Source organism: Gottfriedia sp. NPDC058432, from assembly GCF_042721555.1.
Classification (GTDB): domain Bacteria; phylum Bacillota; class Bacilli; order Bacillales; family Bacillaceae_G; genus Gottfriedia.
This window is the reverse complement of the sequence record NZ_JBHXLC010000002.1, coordinates 82,580-100,603: the sequence shown is the minus strand read 5'-3', so window position 1 is coordinate 100,603 and position 18,024 is coordinate 82,580. Positions and strand designations below refer to the sequence as shown.

Below are 18,024 nucleotides of genomic sequence, written 5' to 3'. Positions count from 1 at the left end.
AGTCAACAAGTTTATTTCTACAAGATTCGATTTTTTAACTTTTTAGAAAACTAATATCATACGTTTTTATTAATCGCATACACAACCTAATTTTGGAAAGAATAAACCTAATTAGACCTTCCATCAAAGAGGTATCAACATGAGAACTAATACAACAACAATGAAGTCAAATAAAGAAGAAGTTTTATCAAATAATCTTAAAAATAATATTGAAATGATTCAAGAATATTTAAGTCATACAGAAGATTTGGTTGTTAAGATTATCCATAAAAATACTCAGATTTTTGCTATTTTGTTTCTTGAATCGATGATAAAAATTGAGGCACTTCAATCATTTATTATTGAACCTATTTTAAGAGAAACAAAGGATGAAACAGGCAATATTGTCAAATCATATGAGATTAAAAACTCAACAAATATCTCAGAATTAGGAGATAGTTTATTAGACGGATTTTGTCTTATTTTAGAAGAAAATAATTCATTCGGAACTCTAGCAGCAGCCCCAGATGATAAAGGACGAGCAATTCAAGAACCCGCTAATGAACAAAATATTAATGGTGCTCATGATGGTTTTGTCGAAAGTATAAATACAAATATACAATTACTAAGAAAACGAATCCGTACACCCGAGCTAAAAGTTAAATATTTTACGATTGGTAAGATTACGAATACTAGAGTTGCTATGGTTTATATCGATTCAATTGCAAATCAAAAACTTGTTGAGGTCATAGAAGAAAGAATTTCAGGTGTTGAGTTAGACAGTCTTCAATCAACGGGGCATTTAGAAGAGTTAATTGAGGATAATACTTTTTCACCATTTCCACAAGTATTAAATACAGAAAGACCAGACCGGGCTGTATCCTATCTTTTGGATGGAAAAATAAATTTACTTGTAGATGGGAATCCTACCGTATCAATTGTACCAATAACCTTTTTTGCTTTTTATCAAGCTCCTGATGATTATACTCATAGATGGCTGATTGGATCGTTTTTTCGAATTATAAGAGTTTTTAGCTTTATTATTGCAATCTGTCTACCTGCAATCTATATCGCGATTGTATCTTTCCATTCTGAAATACTACCAATCGGAATTCTTTATTCAATTAGAGTCTCTTTAGAGTTTGTACCATTTCTTCCTCTTGCAGAGGCATTTATGATGCAAATCATATTGGAGCTGTTGAAAGAAGCAGCTATTAGACTACCATCTCCTATCGCTCAAACAATTGGAATAGTAGGTGGATTAGTAATTGGTACGGCTATTGTTGAAGCGCATTTAGTATCAAATACGATGATTGTTGTGATTGGTTTTACAGCGATTGCATCATTTGTAGCCCCGGTCAGTGAAATGGGAACTAGTATGAGATTATTAGGATTCCCAACTATGATTATGGCGTCGGTACTAGGTTTTTTTGGGATTACTTTATCATTAATGCTAATCTTTATGCACATGTGTAAATTAAAATCTTTTGGTATGCCGTACTTTTCACCAATGGCACCTTTTAGAAAGGAAGATATTAAGGATACATTTATAAGACTTCCTATATGGAAACAAAATACAAGACCAACTGATGCACTTCCCCAAAAACTTGAACGGCAAAGAATGTTTAGGGTGTGGAAGAAAAAATGATAACGAATAGTAATTCGATTTCTAAATTACAGCTTTATTTTTTTATTGTCCAAAGTCAAATAGGTATTGGATTACTCTCCTTGCCAAATGTGGTTGAAAGTACAGCTAAAGGTGATGGCTGGATTTCCACGCTAGTAGCAGGATTAGCAGTTCAAATTACAATATTCATCTACTGGCTATTACTAAGAAAATATCCAAATGAAATCTATACGGAAATAACAAAAAAAATTTTAGGTAAATATGTGGGGAAGTTATGTAATTTATTTATCTATATTTATTTTATTATGATTGGAAGTTTGGCTTGTATTCTTTTTATAAGAACCATAAATCTCTGGTTACTCCCGCTTACTCCTATGTGGGTATTATCGCTTATTATTGTTTTATCGAGTATTTATTTAACAATTAGCGACTTAAGAATCATTTCAAGATTTTTTGTTATATCTTCCGTCTTAATTATCTTACTGTTTTTTCTTTCCTTTTTTACCTTTTATTTACCAAAAGAAGTTCGCTTTATTCTACCAGTTGGACATTCTGGTGTGAAAAATATACTACTGGGAAGCCATAAATCATTACTCTCAATGTTAGGATTTGAAAGCCTTTTACTAATATTTCCTTTTATTCTTGATTCAGAAAAAGGAATTTTTAAAACTGCGAGTTTTGCCAATATTACGGTGACACTATTCTATACATATTTCACCATCCTTTGTCTATTAAGCTTTAGTCCAACACAGCTTTTGCAAATTCGGGAACCTGTTTTATATCTATTTAAAGTACTTTCATTTGAAATGATCGACCGTTTAGATTTGATTTTTTTATCAGTCTGGATCGTGCCTATGACAACATCGGTAATAATTTACATGTTTTTATCAGCGAAAAGTATTAGCAATGAAAATTCATTCAAAAAAATTGTTATATTAAATGGAATCCTTATTTTTATCATTACAATTTTGCCAATCGATGAAGAACAACTAGCTCTTTTTAACAAATATGTAACTTATTTGAGTTATGTAATAGTATTTGGGCTTCCGCTCATTCTCTTTTGCCTATCCTTCATCATCTCTAAGACTGAAAGGAGTGAGCAATTATAAGAAAATCCTTCTTAATCACCTTATGTTTGTTTACCTTTTTTTTAGCTAGTTGTTGGGATCAGAATCTATTAGTAGATAAAAAAATGGTGAATGGGATCAGTTTGGACTTAGACAAAGACAATACTATATTAGCAACAGTTAGAGCATTAAATATCGAAAATAAAGGTGGCGGCCAATTTGAAGTGAAAGACGAACTTGTCAAAATAAAGAATTCTAATGTAGCTGGAATGGCAATTGATATTAATAATAAACTACCTGGTCAAATTGATGTAAGTAAAGCTCATATTATCTTAATTGGAAGTGAACTTGCAAAAAAAGGAATTTACCCTTTTTTAGAGGTTTTTTATCGACCTAGGCAAGCCTCCCCTTCTACTAGAATTGTTATTGCAGAAGATAAAGCATCTGACATTATTTCACTCGATCCTGGAACTAGTCCAATTGCATTCGAAATCTTAAAAGGATTAGAAGCTGCTGAAGAAACGACAAAAATTCCGAAAGAGACTGTTTTTTCAGCTTGGAATCAGATTACTGATGAGGGTCGTGATATGGTTTTACCTTATGTAAAAAAAGATGAGAATGATAAAATTACAATTGGTGGAATAGACTTATTTGATGGGGATCGGTTCTCAGGAATTAGTTTGCCTGATGAAAAGGGAAGCCTGTTATTATTGATGATGGACCAAATAACTAAGTATAGTGAAATAGCTATAAATTTAGGGAAAAATCGTTCAATCTCATTTAGGGCAAAAGATATTAAGAGGAATTTAGATTTAAAAATAGATAAAAAAACGTCAAAAATTACTTGTAAACTAAATCTAAATCTTGATTTAACAATTACTAGCTACTCGGGTAAGGTGGGAGAAAAACTTAACAAGGACAAGTTAAATAAAGAAATTTCACAATTCCTTACTAAACAGGCAAATGAAATCACTAATTCATTGCTAGAAGCTAATTGTGATGCATTTGGGATTGGAAGAAGAATTTCAAGCTCTCATCAAACTTTATGGAAAAAATTAAATTGGAAGAAAGATTATAAGGATGTTAAGTTCAAAACTTCCGTTAAGGCAAAAATTGATCGAACTGGACCTGTTTTTTAATGGATAATATTTATAATAGATTAATTTCTTGAGCAACATAATGTAAGGATTTGAAATCAATCTGATTTTAGGAGGAATCATACTTTGAGACTAGGTAAAAAAAATGATACATTCTTTGAAATGCTCTTAAATATTGCAAATAATGTAAATGAATGTTCGATTTATTTTGATGACTTTAAAATAAAAAATGCTACTGATTTAAAAACATTCTCTGCAGAAATGAAGGCTTATGAAACAAAAGGTGATACATATGTTCATCAAATTATCGTTGAATTAAACAAAACATTTATTACACCAATTGAACGTGAAGATATACTAGAACTTGCTAATAAAATGGATGATGTACTAGATGGAATGGAGCAATGTTCAGCAACATTCGAAATGTACTCCATCGTTCAAATCGATGAATTCATGGTGAAATTTGTAAAAAATATTCGTAGTGCTGCGAACGAAATATTAAAAGCAATTCAATTACTTTCAAGGAAGAAATTATTAGAAATGCGCGTACATGCAATCCAAGTAAAGGATTATGAGTCACAATGTGATGCGTTATTACGCACTTCCATTAAAGAGCTATTTAAAAATGAAAAAGATCCAATCAAAATAATACAGTTCAAAGAGATTTATGAAATGTTAGAATCTGTTTCTGATAGTGCACAAGATGTAGCAAATACACTTGAACAGATTATTATGGGTAATGCGTAATTAAATTGTTACTAAAAAATACAGCCTGTTGACTGTATTTTTTTATTTTTCTTCCAATAGTTTTATTGCAAGTTTTCTAATAATCGATCTTGGAATGAATCGAACAGATTGCGCTAAAATTTTATTCTTAATACCTGTAATAACAATGGTTTTCTTCTTACTAACTGCCTCATAAGTCAACTTCGCAACTTTTTTGGGGGTCATAATTTTACCTTTAAATAGCTTTGAATTATTTCCACCGGATGAATTTATAATTCCCGTTTTAGTTGGTCCTGGGCAAACAGCTGTTACAGTAACTCCTGTATGTCTTAATTCCTCTGAAAGAGCTTCACTAAATGATAGTACGTAAGCCTTTGAAGCTGCATAGACGGACATTTTTGGCCCTGGTTGAAAAGCTGAAGTAGATGCAATATTAATAATTTGACCTGACTTTTTTTGAAGCATATTTGGTAGGAAGTATTTTACTAACGCTGTTAAAGTAACAATATTTAGCTGAATCATCTTTAATTCTTTATTTAAATCAGTCCGACCAAAGTCTCCGTATAGAGCAACTCCAGCATTATTTACTAGAATATCAATCTCCAGTTGTGACTTTGAAACTTGATCAAAAATGGACTTAGCAGAATTTACTTTAGAAAGGTCTTCAGCAATAACCATTACTTTTATATTGAATTGCTTCATCAATGAATTAGCCATTTCTTCTAATTTAATTTTATTCCTAGCTACTAAAACTAAGTTGAAATGATCTTTTGCAAATAATTTAGTTAACTCGTAGCCTATTCCTTCCGTTGGTCCGGTAATTAATACTGTTTTACCCTTTTGTTTTTTGAAAGTCATTATGATTATCCTTTATCTTTTTATCGTTTGAACACTTTGTTTTACTATATGTTCAACTAAATAAAAAAAGGATTCCTACTTTATTTGTCGTAATATTTCTTCACTAACTCTATAAATAGTTCCATCGATTTCGTTTGAAGTTCGATTTTATCTGTGATAATTGAAAAATTCCGTTGAATCGGTGTCCCCTCTACTTTAAGGTAATCAATGGTATTTAACTGCTTTTCTTTTTTTATTGCTAGTTCAGAAAGATAGGTAATTCCCATACCAGCTTCTACAGCCTCTTTAATTAATTGTGTACTACCAAATTCAATTATGTTTTTAGGACGTATCTTTAATAATTCAAATAATCGTTCAGTCGCTTCCCTTGTTCCAGATCCTTCTTCCCTAACAATCCATGTTTCATTTTCAATTTGATTCAATGTCACAGCTTCAATAGCATAAATTTCGCTTTTAGTTCCAGCAATAATATACATTTCATCATTTGCAAAAGGTTGCATATTTAAATTTGTATGCGTCGCTTCTCCCTCAACTATACCAATATCAATTTGATAACTAAGTGCAGCCTGAACAATTTCTCGAGTATTCCCTATTTGCACCGATGGGATGACATTTGGGAAAAGTCTCTTCATTTCCGCTAAAATTTGCGGTAATACATATTCACCAAATGTATAACTTGCACCTATTTTAAGATGACCACTAGCCTCATTCATCAGATCATTCACAAGTGTCGACATACGTTTGTATAAACTAGTTATTTCCTTTGCATGCAAATAAACGATTTCTCCAGCTTTCGTTAACTGAACATACTTATTCGTTCTAATCAAAAGCTTTGCACCGATATGCTTCTCAAGTAATTGAATTTGCTGACTAACGGATGGTTGAGTCATATGTAACTCCTCAGCCGCTCTTGAAAAGTTTCTTTTTTCAGCGACCGCCATAAAAACTAAAAGAATTTGATCCATTTTCTATCTCCTAGTATCAGATTTACTTATTATCAATATTAACATCATTTATTTTTCTTATAATAAGTAATTTGATAAAACAGGTAAATAAAAAAGACTGATTCAAAATGAATCAGTCTCACGCTGTTGAAAAACAACCTTGTCAATTAACTTACCAAATTTTCGTAAAGAAGTAGAGTGATGTTGATTTCCACTACAGGATGCTCGCTTTCCATGGGGCGAGACCTGAGCCTCCTCGGCAAGCCTGCGGGGTCTCAGCCTTCCCGCATATCCCATAGGAGTCGAGCACCCCTCCGTTCCAATCAACTTATTCATTAAAAAAAGTCTGCAATAAAACCTAAACAAATAGCCTTTACTAAGAGTATCCTAACAGATGTTTATTAATCAGTTTGTAGATCAATAAGAATCGAACATTAATTAATAAACAAATCAAATGAAATTGTTTTTCTAAAAATTAGTTCATAATATTTTTAACTTCTTAAAAAACCCTCATTAGTGTTATTGGAATCATAAAATTCTCAAACATATTAAAATTAAAACCAGTAATAGATAGATCATCCAAAAATGATAATTTCATTATTAATAAATGTTTATTTAATGTCCGTTTTCTCTATTGACCGTTTTATATTTCAACACTCTTAGACTGATTCAAAATGAATCAGTCTTCTTTGATGACTTAACTTTTCGTATGAAATTAATTGCTAAGTATGCTAAAACCATAAAGACAAGATAGATTATTGCATAAAACCAGTACTCTTTATTGGTAAGTTTATTACTTAGAAGACTTAAAATGAAGAATGTTGTCAATGAACCTAATAATAGCCCAATTAATGATTTTAACTTCATTACAATGCACTCCCATTAAAGTAATTATAAGTACTTTATAGAAACCTTTTTACAGTCTATATAGTTCATTATTGGTAAGAATATTCCATTCTAACCTTTTTAAAGTGCAAAAATTAAGCTCTTTCTAAACGATCATTCCTATAAGCAAACACTTGTCAACAATCTGATTCTCTATTACTAGATTGAACTCCGACATCAATTAGTTCACTTATAAACTCTCTAATATTTCCTACTAGGACACCGCCATGTCCAGTACACATTACACTGCAATCAAACTGATTTACTTTTTTTAGTCCACCTAGAAAATGATCTAACTGTTCTGTTGAGACTCCACCATCTCTCAAATATTTTACCCACTCATTTCTAAGGTCATTTCCTTTAGAGACCAGTCCATCTTTTGATAAAGGATCACCGAAGAAACATATGAAATCACCCGTAAAAACTATTTTTGATGGACGATGATAAAAAACGACCGAACCTGGAGTATGGTACCCTACTAAATCATGCTCAAACTCCTTTATTACTTCAAAAGCTTCAAGGTCATTACTAAACTGAGTTAATTCAAGTGAATCAATTAAATCATTATCATTTGAATGGATAAATTTCTTAGCATTTTTAAAAATACTAGAACCTTCAATATGGTCCTTATGTCCATGTGTAGCTAAAAAGAGTTGGACGTCTTCTGGTGTTTTCCCCAATTCAACTAGAGCTTTCCTAAGATACTTAGAGTGGATCCCTTTTCCTGAATCAATGAGAGTAACTCCATTATCTTGAATTATAAAATAGCAATTATTATATGACTTCCATTCGGTATCCCATATCGCTAAAGCATATATGTTATGTACCACACGTTCAAAAGAAACCTCCACGTCTTCACCTCCAGAATAGATAGCATTCCATGATTAACTAAAAATCGGTCTGAAATACCTACATTATAGTGTTCTATATTTAAGACTAATAACCTTTTATCAATATGTTATCTAGTCATAATGTATAAATAGCATGAAAGATTTATTAGAAATAATAGGTCTTATCCGCTATATCAAAAATACATAAGACATAAATTTAACTTTTCAGAAAAAAATAGTTTAGAAAATTAATATGCTATAATCTTTCTAATTTTATAAATATAGTCCTGGAAGGAGCGTATAATGTGGAAAAAGAAGTAAATTTAAAGAAAAATATTGGCTTTTTCGTATCAACGTCTTTAGTAATCGGTACAGTAATTGGTTCTGGAATCTTTATGAAACCTGGGATCGTGCTGTCTTCAACTGCTAATTCCACTATGGCTCTTTTAGCCTGGATTATCGGTGGCGTTATTACACTAGCAAGTGGATTAACGATCGCTGAAGTAAGTGTAAAAATCCCGAGAACTGGTGGATTATATGCATACATAGAAGAGGTTTATGGTGAGAAGTGGGGATTTTTATGCGGTTGGGTACAAACCCTTGTCTACGGACCAGCTGTTATGGGTGCTCTTAGTCTTTATTTTGGTTCTTTATTGGCAGATTTTTTCGGTTTTCAGGGAAGTAGCAAAGTTATTGGTATTATCACGATTATATTACTTGGTGGTCTAAACATACTAGGCACTCAGCTTGGTGGATTGATTCAAACAATCTCAACTGCTGGAAAACTAGTTCCTATTATTTTAATTGCTGTTTTTGGTATTCTTCAAGGGGACGTATCAGTTTTTAATGCAGAGAGTGGTAGTTCTACTCAAGCACTTAGTATGGGCGCAGCAGTATTAGCGACTTTATGGGCATATGACGGTTGGATGAATGTAGGCTTTATGGCAGGAGAAATGAAGAATCCTTCAAAGACTCTTCCTAGAGCAATTATTTCTGGTATTGTGATTGTTATTTTAGCTTATCTATCAGTTAATATCGCAATGCTACATGTTTTATCTGCAAGTAAAATTGTTGAATTAGGTCCTAATGCAGCTACAGCAGCAGCTTCTTCACTATTTGGTAATATTGGCGGAAAAATTCTTGCCATCGGAATTTTAGTTTCTATTTTTGGCTGTTTAAATGGAAAAATTCTTACATTCCCGAGGGTTACATTTGCAATGGCAGAACGAAACTTCCTACCTGGTTCAAAAGTATTATCTAGTATTCATCCTAAATTTAATACACCAGTAGGCTCAACTGTTTTTCAAATTGTTTTAGCATTAGCAATGATGATATTTTGGAATCCTGATCGACTTTCTGATATGGCTATATTTGCAGTCTTCTTATTTTATGGACTAGCATTTAATGCAATCTTCATATTACGTAAAAAAGATAAAGGTGGAAAGAAATTATATAAAGTGCCTTTATATCCGATCACTCCGATTGTGGCAATTATAGGTACACTTTACATCGTTGGTAGTACGATTATAAATGCACCAATAGATGCACTTGTATCAATTGGTATTGCAATTATTGGTTTGCCTGTTTATTGGAAACTAAAGTCGACTAATAGATTCGATGAAAAATATAAAGCAAGTTGATAGATAGGTATGAATCAAGGTTTATAAAAAGCAGGTAAAAGATTTCAATATCTTTTACCTGCTTTTTCTGTTCACTATTACTTATGTGCAAAAAATACTAATTGAACTAGGAATAATACTGCAAATAAATAAACAAATGGGTGCACATCTTTAAATTTACGTTTTACGATTTTCATGATTGGGTAAGAAATGAAGCCTAAAGCAATACCGTTTGCAATGCTTGATGTTAATGGCATAGTAACGATGACTAAAAATGCCGGGAATGCTTCTTCAAAATCATCCCATTTAATCTCCGAAATACTCTTTATCATAAAACAGCCAACAATAATTAAACTTGGCGCCGTAATTGCGGCCACTTCTGATACAGAACCAATCATTGGGCTAAAAAATGCTGCGATTACAAATAAGACCACAACAGTTAATGACGTTAAACCAGTTTTTCCACCAGCACCAACACCAGCAGAGGATTCTACTGTTGCTGCAGTCGGGCTTGTTCCTAACATTGCACCAACAATTGTTCCAATTGAATCAGCAGAGAATGCACTTCCACCCTTTTCTAACTTACCATTTTTGATAAGACCTGCTTGTTTAACGATTGCTAGTAAAGCGCCTGTTGTATCGAATAACATGACGAGTAAGAATGAAAAAATTACACTATAAAGTCCATATTCAATAATGTCTTTGATGGAATCAATTGGGTTGTATACTAAAATTCCTTTTGGTAAATGAGGCATCGCAACAAAACCATTTGCAAAATTTAACTGACCTGTAAAATATGCAATTAAACCTGTCGTAATCATCCCTAGAAATAATGCGCCATTTAAGTTAAGTGCCATAAATACAATTGTTATTAATAAACCGATCAATGTAAGTGCGACCTTAGGAGAACTAAAATCACCAATTTGAACTAGATTAGTAGGATGATCTGCGACAATACCTGATAAACGCAAACCAATAAAGGTAATAAACAAACCAATTCCAGCAGCGATTGCATGCTTTAAGTTAGCAGGAATGGCTTGTATTAATTTTGTTCGGAATGATGTTAAAGAAAGTAGTAAAAATAAAATTCCGGTAATAAAAACAGCAGAAAAACCTACTGAATAAGGAAGATTATGTCCTCCAATTACAGAATAAGTAAAATAGGCATTTAATCCCATTGCAGGTGCAATAACGATTGGATAATTTGCTATTAATGACATTGTTAAAGTACCAATAATCGTCGCTAAAATAGTAGCTAAAAATGCCTGGTTAAACGGTACACCTGCATCCTTTAAAATCATAGGATTGACAATAATGATGTACGCCAAAGTTAAAAATGTAGTTAAACCAGCTAATACTTCAATTTTAACTGAAGTATTTCGTTCTTTAAGTTGAAACATGTGATGACTCCTTTATTATATTAAAATAAAAAAAACTGCCCGTTTTTCATGAGAAAAAGCAGGCAGTTTTACAATGTAAAGAAAACAAAAATCCAAAGCTCTTCCTCATAGTCTAGCAGTTTACGGGCGCTAGGTAGAAACTCTTGAACCTTATTTTCAAGTTTATATGAGAAAATATTAATATATTTTTTCTATCATACGACCTGACCTACAGTCTGTCAATAAAAAACATTTTTGTTATATAATTTAGAAAATAATACAAAGAATGTGGATAAAATAGTAGTAAACAACAATTATTTAAAAGTACTTTTTAGTAATAGTCGAATGGTATTCTCATTAAAAAGCTATCTATGTTATTCTGAAAGTATAATTTAGAATTTAAGGAGTTGTTTAACATTCGTTTAAATAAATTTATTAGTGAGTCTGGAAAGGCTTCGAGACGTGGAGCTGACAAATTAATTAGTGAAGGTAGAGTAAAATTAAATGGTAGAGTAGCCAAAGTCGGTGACCAAGTTGAACCTGGCGATGAGGTAATTGTAAATGGTGAACATATTAGATTAGCTCGAAACCATGTTTATATAGCCTTAAACAAGCCAGTTGGTATAACGAGTACAACTGAAAAAGGTGTTAAAGGCAATATTGTTGATCTCGTAAACCACCCATTACGTATCTTTAATATTGGAAGACTTGATAAAGACTCTGAGGGTTTGATTCTCCTTACAAATGATGGAGATATTGTAAATGAAATTTTACGAGCTGAAAATAGGCATGAAAAAGAATATATTGTATCAGTAGATAAACCAATAACTCCTGACTTTTTAACCAAAATGTCTGAAGGGGTAAAAATATTAGGTACAAAAACATTACCATGTGAGGTAAAACAGCTTTCAAAATTTGATTTCCAAATCATTTTAACACAAGGCTTAAACCGTCAAATTCGTCGCATGTGTGAGGCACTTGGATATGAAGTATACCGATTGCAAAGAACTCGAATTATGAATATTAATCTAGGCAATCTACCAATGGGTCAATGGAGAGACTTATCTAAGAAAGAAAAAACTCAGTTGTTTAGAGAATTAAATTATGAACCAAATGAATGGTGAATTTAAAAAAGACTGATTCAATTTAATTGAATTAGTCTTTTTTTGCCCAATAAAAAGTTTGAGTTTATTCTCAAAAAAAAAAGAAACTACTATTAAGTAATATTAATAGCAGCTTCTTTGGGTTTTAAGATTATAAGCCTAATTGACTCTTAATCGTTTCTAACGTTTGGTTTTTATAGATCGTTTTCGGTGTTGGTGCATTTTGTACTGATGGATTTTTCTGCAAGTAATTTTTCTCAATAAAAGCGAAATCTTTTGCGTCTACAGTACCATCAAAATTGATATCAGCACTTCGTTTGTTTGTTCCCCAGTAAGTTTGAACATAAAGTGCATCTTGTACATCGATTACGTTATCTTGGTTAACATCTCCACCAACTAAATTAATGTTAGTTGTTTCTGATTTCCCATATAATACGCTGTTGTATTCAAAACCGAATTTTTGAGATTTCTTCGTAATAAAGTGACCTGGAACATTTATTTCAAATGTATAGGCATCTTTGCTTAATGCAAGTGGTTCAAGATTAAATTTACCTCTACTAATCAAATTAGTAGCATCTAAACTATAAGCACCATTTGTTACTTTTAATGTTGCTCCTACTTTTGTCCAGTCACGAGATCCTAAATAAGGTACTTGACCCTCTACTTGCACTAGATACCCTTCAGGAATTATATTTCCTTGAACACGGTTAAATTTTGGTTTTAATTGGAATCGTTTACCTGCGTTTAATAACTTCACGGTTTGACCATTAGCATCTACGATAGTAGCTGATGGGTTAATATATCCGATTGGATAAAAAACTTGATCTTGTACTTTTACTTTTACGTTTATTACTTCAGAGCGATCGAATACCATTGCTTCTTTAAACTTCACTTTAACTTTATTACCAGTTACTTGAATTTCTGCTTTATCCTTAAATTTATTAGTTAAAGACGCCTCTACAAGATTTACGAAAGGAATACCTACAGCCCCAGCATCATCAAAATTCCAGGTTGCTTCTTTTACACCTTGTACGTTGTCTAGAACTAAAGATGCAGATAGAATATCTCCTGATCTAGCTAGTTGTACGTTATGCTTAGCATATGCAACTGGTGTACCTTCTTTAACAAAGTAGTATTCTTTCCAATTTGCTTGATTTCCAGCAGCATCATACCCAATTAAGTTGAATGACAGTGATTGTGTACTTTCATCCATTTGTACTTCATCAACCCACTTGCCGTTCTTGTCCATATGGATTGGACCGTTAGGAATAGGAAATCCATACGTATATACTGCAAAGTTTGATGTTTCGTCTACATCAATACCAGCTTGTTGCATATCTGTTAAAGCAGCATCTTTTACCTCCATTTCAAAAGGGTAAGTCTCTTGTCCTGGCTTATACTCAATAAAAGGTGAATCTCCATCTAGGGAACTTTTTAATGTTGGTGTGTCAATATCAATAAAGATATCGTCATAATTAACTTTCTGTTTACCATTTGGTAATGTTGTAATAAATTTCAGTTTATAATGTCCAGGTTTAGCCTGACTCATCTCTGATGATACAGGTTGTTTTTTATCACCTGTAAACTTGTAATATGATCCAGTAAATGCTTGTTGTATAAAGTAGTCGACATCTGACGTTGCACTTTTCATATTAAGCGTGCCAACAAGTCCTAAATCTTCATTTGTATTACCGTCTTGTAATACAACATCTAACGTGTTAACTGGAGAACCTAAATTGAACTTTAACGATGTTGCTGATGTTTTAAATGCGTCATATGTTCCATAAAATAATGGAGAGATCGCATGCGATGATATGCTAAGCGTGTCAAAGCCTTCATCTGATTTTTTGAAACTAAATGGGATACGGTATTGTTCTGATTTATTTGAGCTATTAGTGATTAAAACGTACCCTTCATAAAAACCTTTTTTAGCTGTAGAAGGCACAGTTAGTGTTGCTTTTACTGTTTTAGCAGAATTTGGATTAATTTTAATTGAGTCACCTAAATCTACTACTACGCCATTCTCTTCTAATCCGTTTGCTCCTTGTGCGTTATCTACAACCTTGACATCGAATGTTTGCTTTTTATTACTATTGTTTGTAAATTCAATATCTTTCTTTAATTTCAATTGAGAATTATCTTTAATAAATTGTCTACCGAAACTTAACCCACCTGTTTCATTCTCTGCTTTTAATAATTTATCACCAACTGGAATTAATGTTTCATCTTGTACCTTTATTTCTGTTTGAGTGTGAAGAGCTTGATATGGATCTACGCGACCTGCTCCTACTTCAAAAACGCTATAGTCTCCATTAAGTTGAACAGCAGTGTTCATCAGAATTGATTTAACGTCTGCTGGCTCAAGGTTTGGATTTTGTCCGATTAATAAGGCCGCCACACCAGCTGCAAATGGTGATGCCATAGATGTTCCATCCATTCTTTGATATGCGTATTTATAGTCTTCTGGTGTATCATGATTTGCAATATAAGAAGGAACTGTAGATAGAACACTCACACCAGGTGATGTGATTTCAGGCTTCATTTGGTAGTTTCCATTAACTGGTCCTCTTGAGCTGAAGTCTGCTAGCTTATCACCTTTAGTAGACTTTTCCTTTAAATTTGTAAAAGTGAACGTTGTATTTCCATTTGCAATTTTGGCCTTTAATTCTTCTCCTGCTTTCTTTGTCATTGAGAATGCAGGAATATATTCCATTGATTCACCTAAGTTATATCCAACATGGCCATCAACATTGTTGTACATAATGACAGCTTTTGCTCCATTTTGTTTTGCAAACTTCACTTTATCTACTAGAGCAAAGTTTCCACGCTGAACGAAAGCAATTTTTCCTGCTACATTTTTATTTTTGTAATCATCTAATGTTCCTAATCCAACATCTACTAGTTCAAGAGATTTTCCTTCTAAACTATTAAAGTTATCAGCGAAGCTCCTAGCCATACTTATAAGATCAGTTGACCATCCGCCTTCTACTTTTCCTTCAAATGTTGAAATTGTCGTTGGTACATCACTCGCTCCTACTGTTAAAGCAAATGCTGCCGTACCTGGTGATCCTAAAGTATAAGCATTGGGTCCACTGTTACCTGCTGAAACAACCGCTGTTACGCCATTTAGTACAGCATAATTTATTGCCGTACTAGTTGGATAATACGGATCGTTAATTCCTGCCCCTAATGAAAGGTTAATAACATCCATACCATCTTGAACTGCTTTATCAATACCTGCAATTACATTTTCAGATGATCCGCTTCCGTATGGACCAAGCACACGGTACATATATAGATCCGCATCTGGAGCAACTCCTTCTACCGAAACTTCACTATCATTTTTATTTTGTCCAACAATTGTTCCCGATACATGCGTACCATGCTCTGTATAGTAAGTGCCATTACCATTACTTTCAGGTTGGTTTGAAGCCTGCCAGTCTTTGTAAGTAGCTTCCATTGGATCATTATCATTATCTACAAAATCGTATCCGCCTTTAAAAGCGTCTTTTAAATCAGGGTGATTATAGTCAATACCAGTATCTAGAACCCCTACTTTAACACCTTTACCTGTTATTCCTTCTTTATGTAGCTTGTCCACTTTTAAATATGGAATACTATCTACTGATGTAGTTGTTTTACTAGCAACATCTGTTGGAACATCCTCTTTAATTGGATCTACATTAAAAGCTATATCTTTATATATCGTTTTAACAGCATCTGATTTTAAAAGATCTTTTACTTGGTTTGCAGGAAGTGTAATCGCTGCACCATTAAATGCTGTTTTATACGTTTTTGTAATAACAGGAGCGTTTTTCTTTTCCTTACCCTTAACAAATTTGCCTACATCTTCTTTAAAAACTTTGTGCTCTTTGTCAACTTGTGCTTGTGCTGATGATTTTGTTAATGACTTTCCATCAACTGCTGCCTCTAATACTGCAACATTACTTGGATCTGAATTAAACTGAACGATGACAGAGATGTTTTTATCAGAATTCAGTTCACTTTCTTGAAAGCCTTGAAGCCCCTCTTGATTGTTCAATTCTAGTTGTTTTAATGCTTCTCTTTGCTCTTTAGTAATTGAAGCTAAAATTTCTTCTGCTTTAGAAGTTGCTGCTTTTGCCGTTATGTATGACTTTGCACTAAAAGGTGCAATAAGCAGACTCGTTGAAAGGGCAAGTACTGCCGAGTGCTTTGCTAATGTTGTTACCTTCATAGACTTCATCCCCCATTTTTATCTTTATAGTTAAAAAATTCTTACTATTTCAATAGTAATAGCATTTAGGAAAAAAGCATATTGTGTTAATTTTTATCGAAATTTTGGTCATTTTGTAGGTTTTTTTTCCTAAAAACTATTGAAATTTGAAAGGAAATTTCATTAAATATTAAAAAAGCATGAAATTTTGCTATGAAATTTGTGTTATTTTTAATTTGAATTGAAAGTATTTGACTTTAAAAAATTCTAGTTATAATAAATTAGTAGGTATTTCAAAGTCTTTGTACTTTCTAGTTTCTTAGATTTATGCTCGCAAAAAACTTCATAGTAAGGCAACTGGGATTTGAAAAGGAGAGAACATATGCTTGAAGGAGAAATCATTAAATTTTATCGTAAAAAAGCAGGACTAACCCAAGAGGAATTAGGAAAAGACATTTGTACCGCTACCCATGTAAGTAGAATAGAAAGAGGGGAAACCCGTTATTCTGAAGAAATTATTCAACTGTTCTCTCAACGTCTTCAGATTGACATTAAAAATGAGATAGCCGCTGTTCAAGATATCGAAAAGAAATTACAAAAATGGCATAATGCAATCATATTAGAGCGAATGAGGGATGTCATAATAATTAAAGAAGAATTAGAAAGCATTCACTATATTAACGCATCCAACTATGCTACTTATTATCAGCTATTATTAGCCCGCTACTTTATTTTAAGTAAAAATACAGATAAAGCAGATCGCATTATTAAACAGATTGAAAAAGATTCTCCTCCTATGTCGGCATATGAAAGTAACCTATTCCATCACGTTAGAGGGATCTATTATTTAAGTCAATATACACGACTGGGAAATCTAAATAGACAAATTGCACTACAAGAATTAAAGAAGGTCAATATAGACGAATATGGAAATAAAGAATATTACTATCATCTCGGTTCAGCCTATCATTGGACTCGGTCTAAAGTAATGGCATATTTCTACGGTGAAAAGGCATTTAGATATTTTAATAAAACAAATAATTACGCAAGAGCAATTTTGGCAGAATCATTAATGCTAGTACAATTAAAAGACAGCGCACAACTAGATTTTGAAGAGATTGTAAATAGGTATGAAAGTTTAATTGAGCATAGCGAAGCTTTAGGACTTTTGGATAAAAGAGGAATGATCTTACATAATTTAGGTCTAATGTATTTTTGGAAGCAAGACTTTAAAAATGCACATATCTTTTATAAAAAATCCATTGAAGAAGCTGATAAACAATCATTGCCATATTTAAATCGTTTATACAACTATTTAGATAATGCTGGGGAAGGAAAGCTCCTATCTACAAATGAATTGCTAGAAGAAGCATATGAAGGACTTGCTCTTTCAGAAAAAGCTACAAATGATTTATATAGAATTCTCTTTAAGCTTTTAATTTTACGTTTTAACGAAAATTTTGATGAATATTATAATTTCATGGAACAAACTGCATTTCCTTTCTTTAAGGAACACCATCATGTCACACATTCAAGTAAGTATGCTAAGTTGCTCTACTCGTACTATGTTAAGACTAAGCAATATGAGAGAGCAGTTCAAGCTGGAGAAATGTTTATTAATGGTAATTAGTTAAAACGGGTAAGACAGAATAGATTAAGGGACTGATTCTATTGAATCTGTCCCTTACAATGAATTTTAGTTAGTCTATCATTCT

General features: G+C 32.5%; 13 protein-coding genes and 1 riboswitch. Of the genes, 7 read left to right on the top strand and 6 right to left on the bottom strand.

What is annotated here, in order from left to right:
• Window positions 1-139 precede the first annotated feature (139 nt).
• The 4 genes from ACFWM3_RS02710 to ACFWM3_RS02695 all read left to right on the top strand — a co-directional run bounded on the left by ACFWM3_RS02710 (window position 140) and on the right by ACFWM3_RS02695 (window position 4,517).
• Window positions 140-1,627, top strand: coding sequence for a spore germination protein (locus ACFWM3_RS02710; RefSeq protein ID WP_390310088.1), 1,488 nt, complete (start codon window positions 140-142; stop codon window positions 1,625-1,627).
• Entirely contained in the window at window positions 1,624-2,715 is a 1,092-nt protein-coding gene (locus ACFWM3_RS02705) for a GerAB/ArcD/ProY family transporter (protein ID WP_390310086.1), read from the top strand. The genes ACFWM3_RS02710 and ACFWM3_RS02705 overlap by 4 nt, the downstream gene beginning before the upstream one ends.
• Entirely contained in the window at window positions 2,709-3,812 is a 1,104-nt protein-coding gene (locus ACFWM3_RS02700) for a Ger(x)C family spore germination protein (protein WP_390310367.1), read from the top strand. Before ACFWM3_RS02705 ends, ACFWM3_RS02700 begins: the two co-directional genes overlap by 7 nt.
• Window positions 3,813-3,896: 84 nt before the next feature.
• Window positions 3,897-4,517 (top strand): DUF47 domain-containing protein, encoded by a 621-nt coding sequence (locus ACFWM3_RS02695; protein WP_390310084.1) that lies wholly within the window; start codon window positions 3,897-3,899, stop codon window positions 4,515-4,517.
• 42 nt (window positions 4,518-4,559) lie between these two features.
• Here the strand turns inward: ACFWM3_RS02695 and ACFWM3_RS02690 are convergent, their stop codons facing one another.
• From ACFWM3_RS02690 to ACFWM3_RS02675, 4 genes are all read right to left on the bottom strand, one after another.
• Complete coding sequence (locus ACFWM3_RS02690; RefSeq protein ID WP_056469595.1) at window positions 4,560-5,354, bottom strand: SDR family NAD(P)-dependent oxidoreductase; 795 nt, start codon at window positions 5,352-5,354, stop codon at window positions 4,560-4,562.
• Window positions 5,355-5,434: 80 nt separating this feature from the next.
• Window positions 5,435-6,319: a LysR family transcriptional regulator gene (locus ACFWM3_RS02685; protein ID WP_390310082.1), complete on the bottom strand. Its 885-nt coding sequence runs from the start codon at window positions 6,317-6,319 to the stop codon at window positions 5,435-5,437.
• A 648-nt stretch (window positions 6,320-6,967) separates the two neighbouring features.
• Complete coding sequence (locus ACFWM3_RS02680) at window positions 6,968-7,165, bottom strand: hypothetical protein (protein ID WP_056469593.1); 198 nt, start codon at window positions 7,163-7,165, stop codon at window positions 6,968-6,970.
• A gap of 155 nt (window positions 7,166-7,320) precedes the next feature.
• Entirely contained in the window at window positions 7,321-8,034 is a 714-nt protein-coding gene (locus tag ACFWM3_RS02675) for an MBL fold metallo-hydrolase (protein WP_390310081.1), read from the bottom strand.
• Window positions 8,035-8,318: 284 nt separating this feature from the next.
• Between ACFWM3_RS02675 and ACFWM3_RS02670 the strand changes: the two genes are divergently transcribed.
• Window positions 8,319-9,653, top strand: a complete 1,335-nt coding sequence (locus ACFWM3_RS02670; RefSeq protein WP_390310079.1) for an APC family permease — start codon at window positions 8,319-8,321, stop codon at window positions 9,651-9,653.
• A gap of 77 nt (window positions 9,654-9,730) precedes the next feature.
• On the opposite strand, the gene ACFWM3_RS02665 is transcribed toward ACFWM3_RS02670, so the two are convergent.
• Window positions 9,731-11,032, bottom strand: coding sequence for an NCS2 family permease (locus tag ACFWM3_RS02665; RefSeq protein ID WP_056469582.1), 1,302 nt, complete (start codon window positions 11,030-11,032; stop codon window positions 9,731-9,733).
• A gap of 88 nt (window positions 11,033-11,120) precedes the next feature.
• Window positions 11,121-11,222: riboswitch (purine riboswitch) on the bottom strand.
• Window positions 11,223-11,418: 196 nt separating this feature from the next.
• Between ACFWM3_RS02665 and rluF the strand changes: the two genes are divergently transcribed.
• Entirely contained in the window at window positions 11,419-12,135 is a 717-nt protein-coding gene (gene rluF, locus ACFWM3_RS02660; protein WP_172795404.1) for a 23S rRNA pseudouridine(2604) synthase RluF, read from the top strand.
• Between the two features lie 130 nt (window positions 12,136-12,265).
• Here rluF and ACFWM3_RS02655 read toward each other — a convergent pair whose 3' ends face one another.
• A complete protein-coding gene (locus tag ACFWM3_RS02655; protein WP_390310078.1) occupies window positions 12,266-16,330 on the bottom strand; it encodes a S8 family serine peptidase in 4,065 nt (1,354 codons plus the stop codon).
• Window positions 16,331-16,691: 361 nt separating this feature from the next.
• Between ACFWM3_RS02655 and ACFWM3_RS02650 the strand changes: the two genes are divergently transcribed.
• Window positions 16,692-17,939, top strand: a complete 1,248-nt coding sequence (locus ACFWM3_RS02650) for a helix-turn-helix domain-containing protein (protein WP_390310076.1) — start codon at window positions 16,692-16,694, stop codon at window positions 17,937-17,939.
• Window positions 17,940-18,024: the final 85 nt, after the last annotated feature.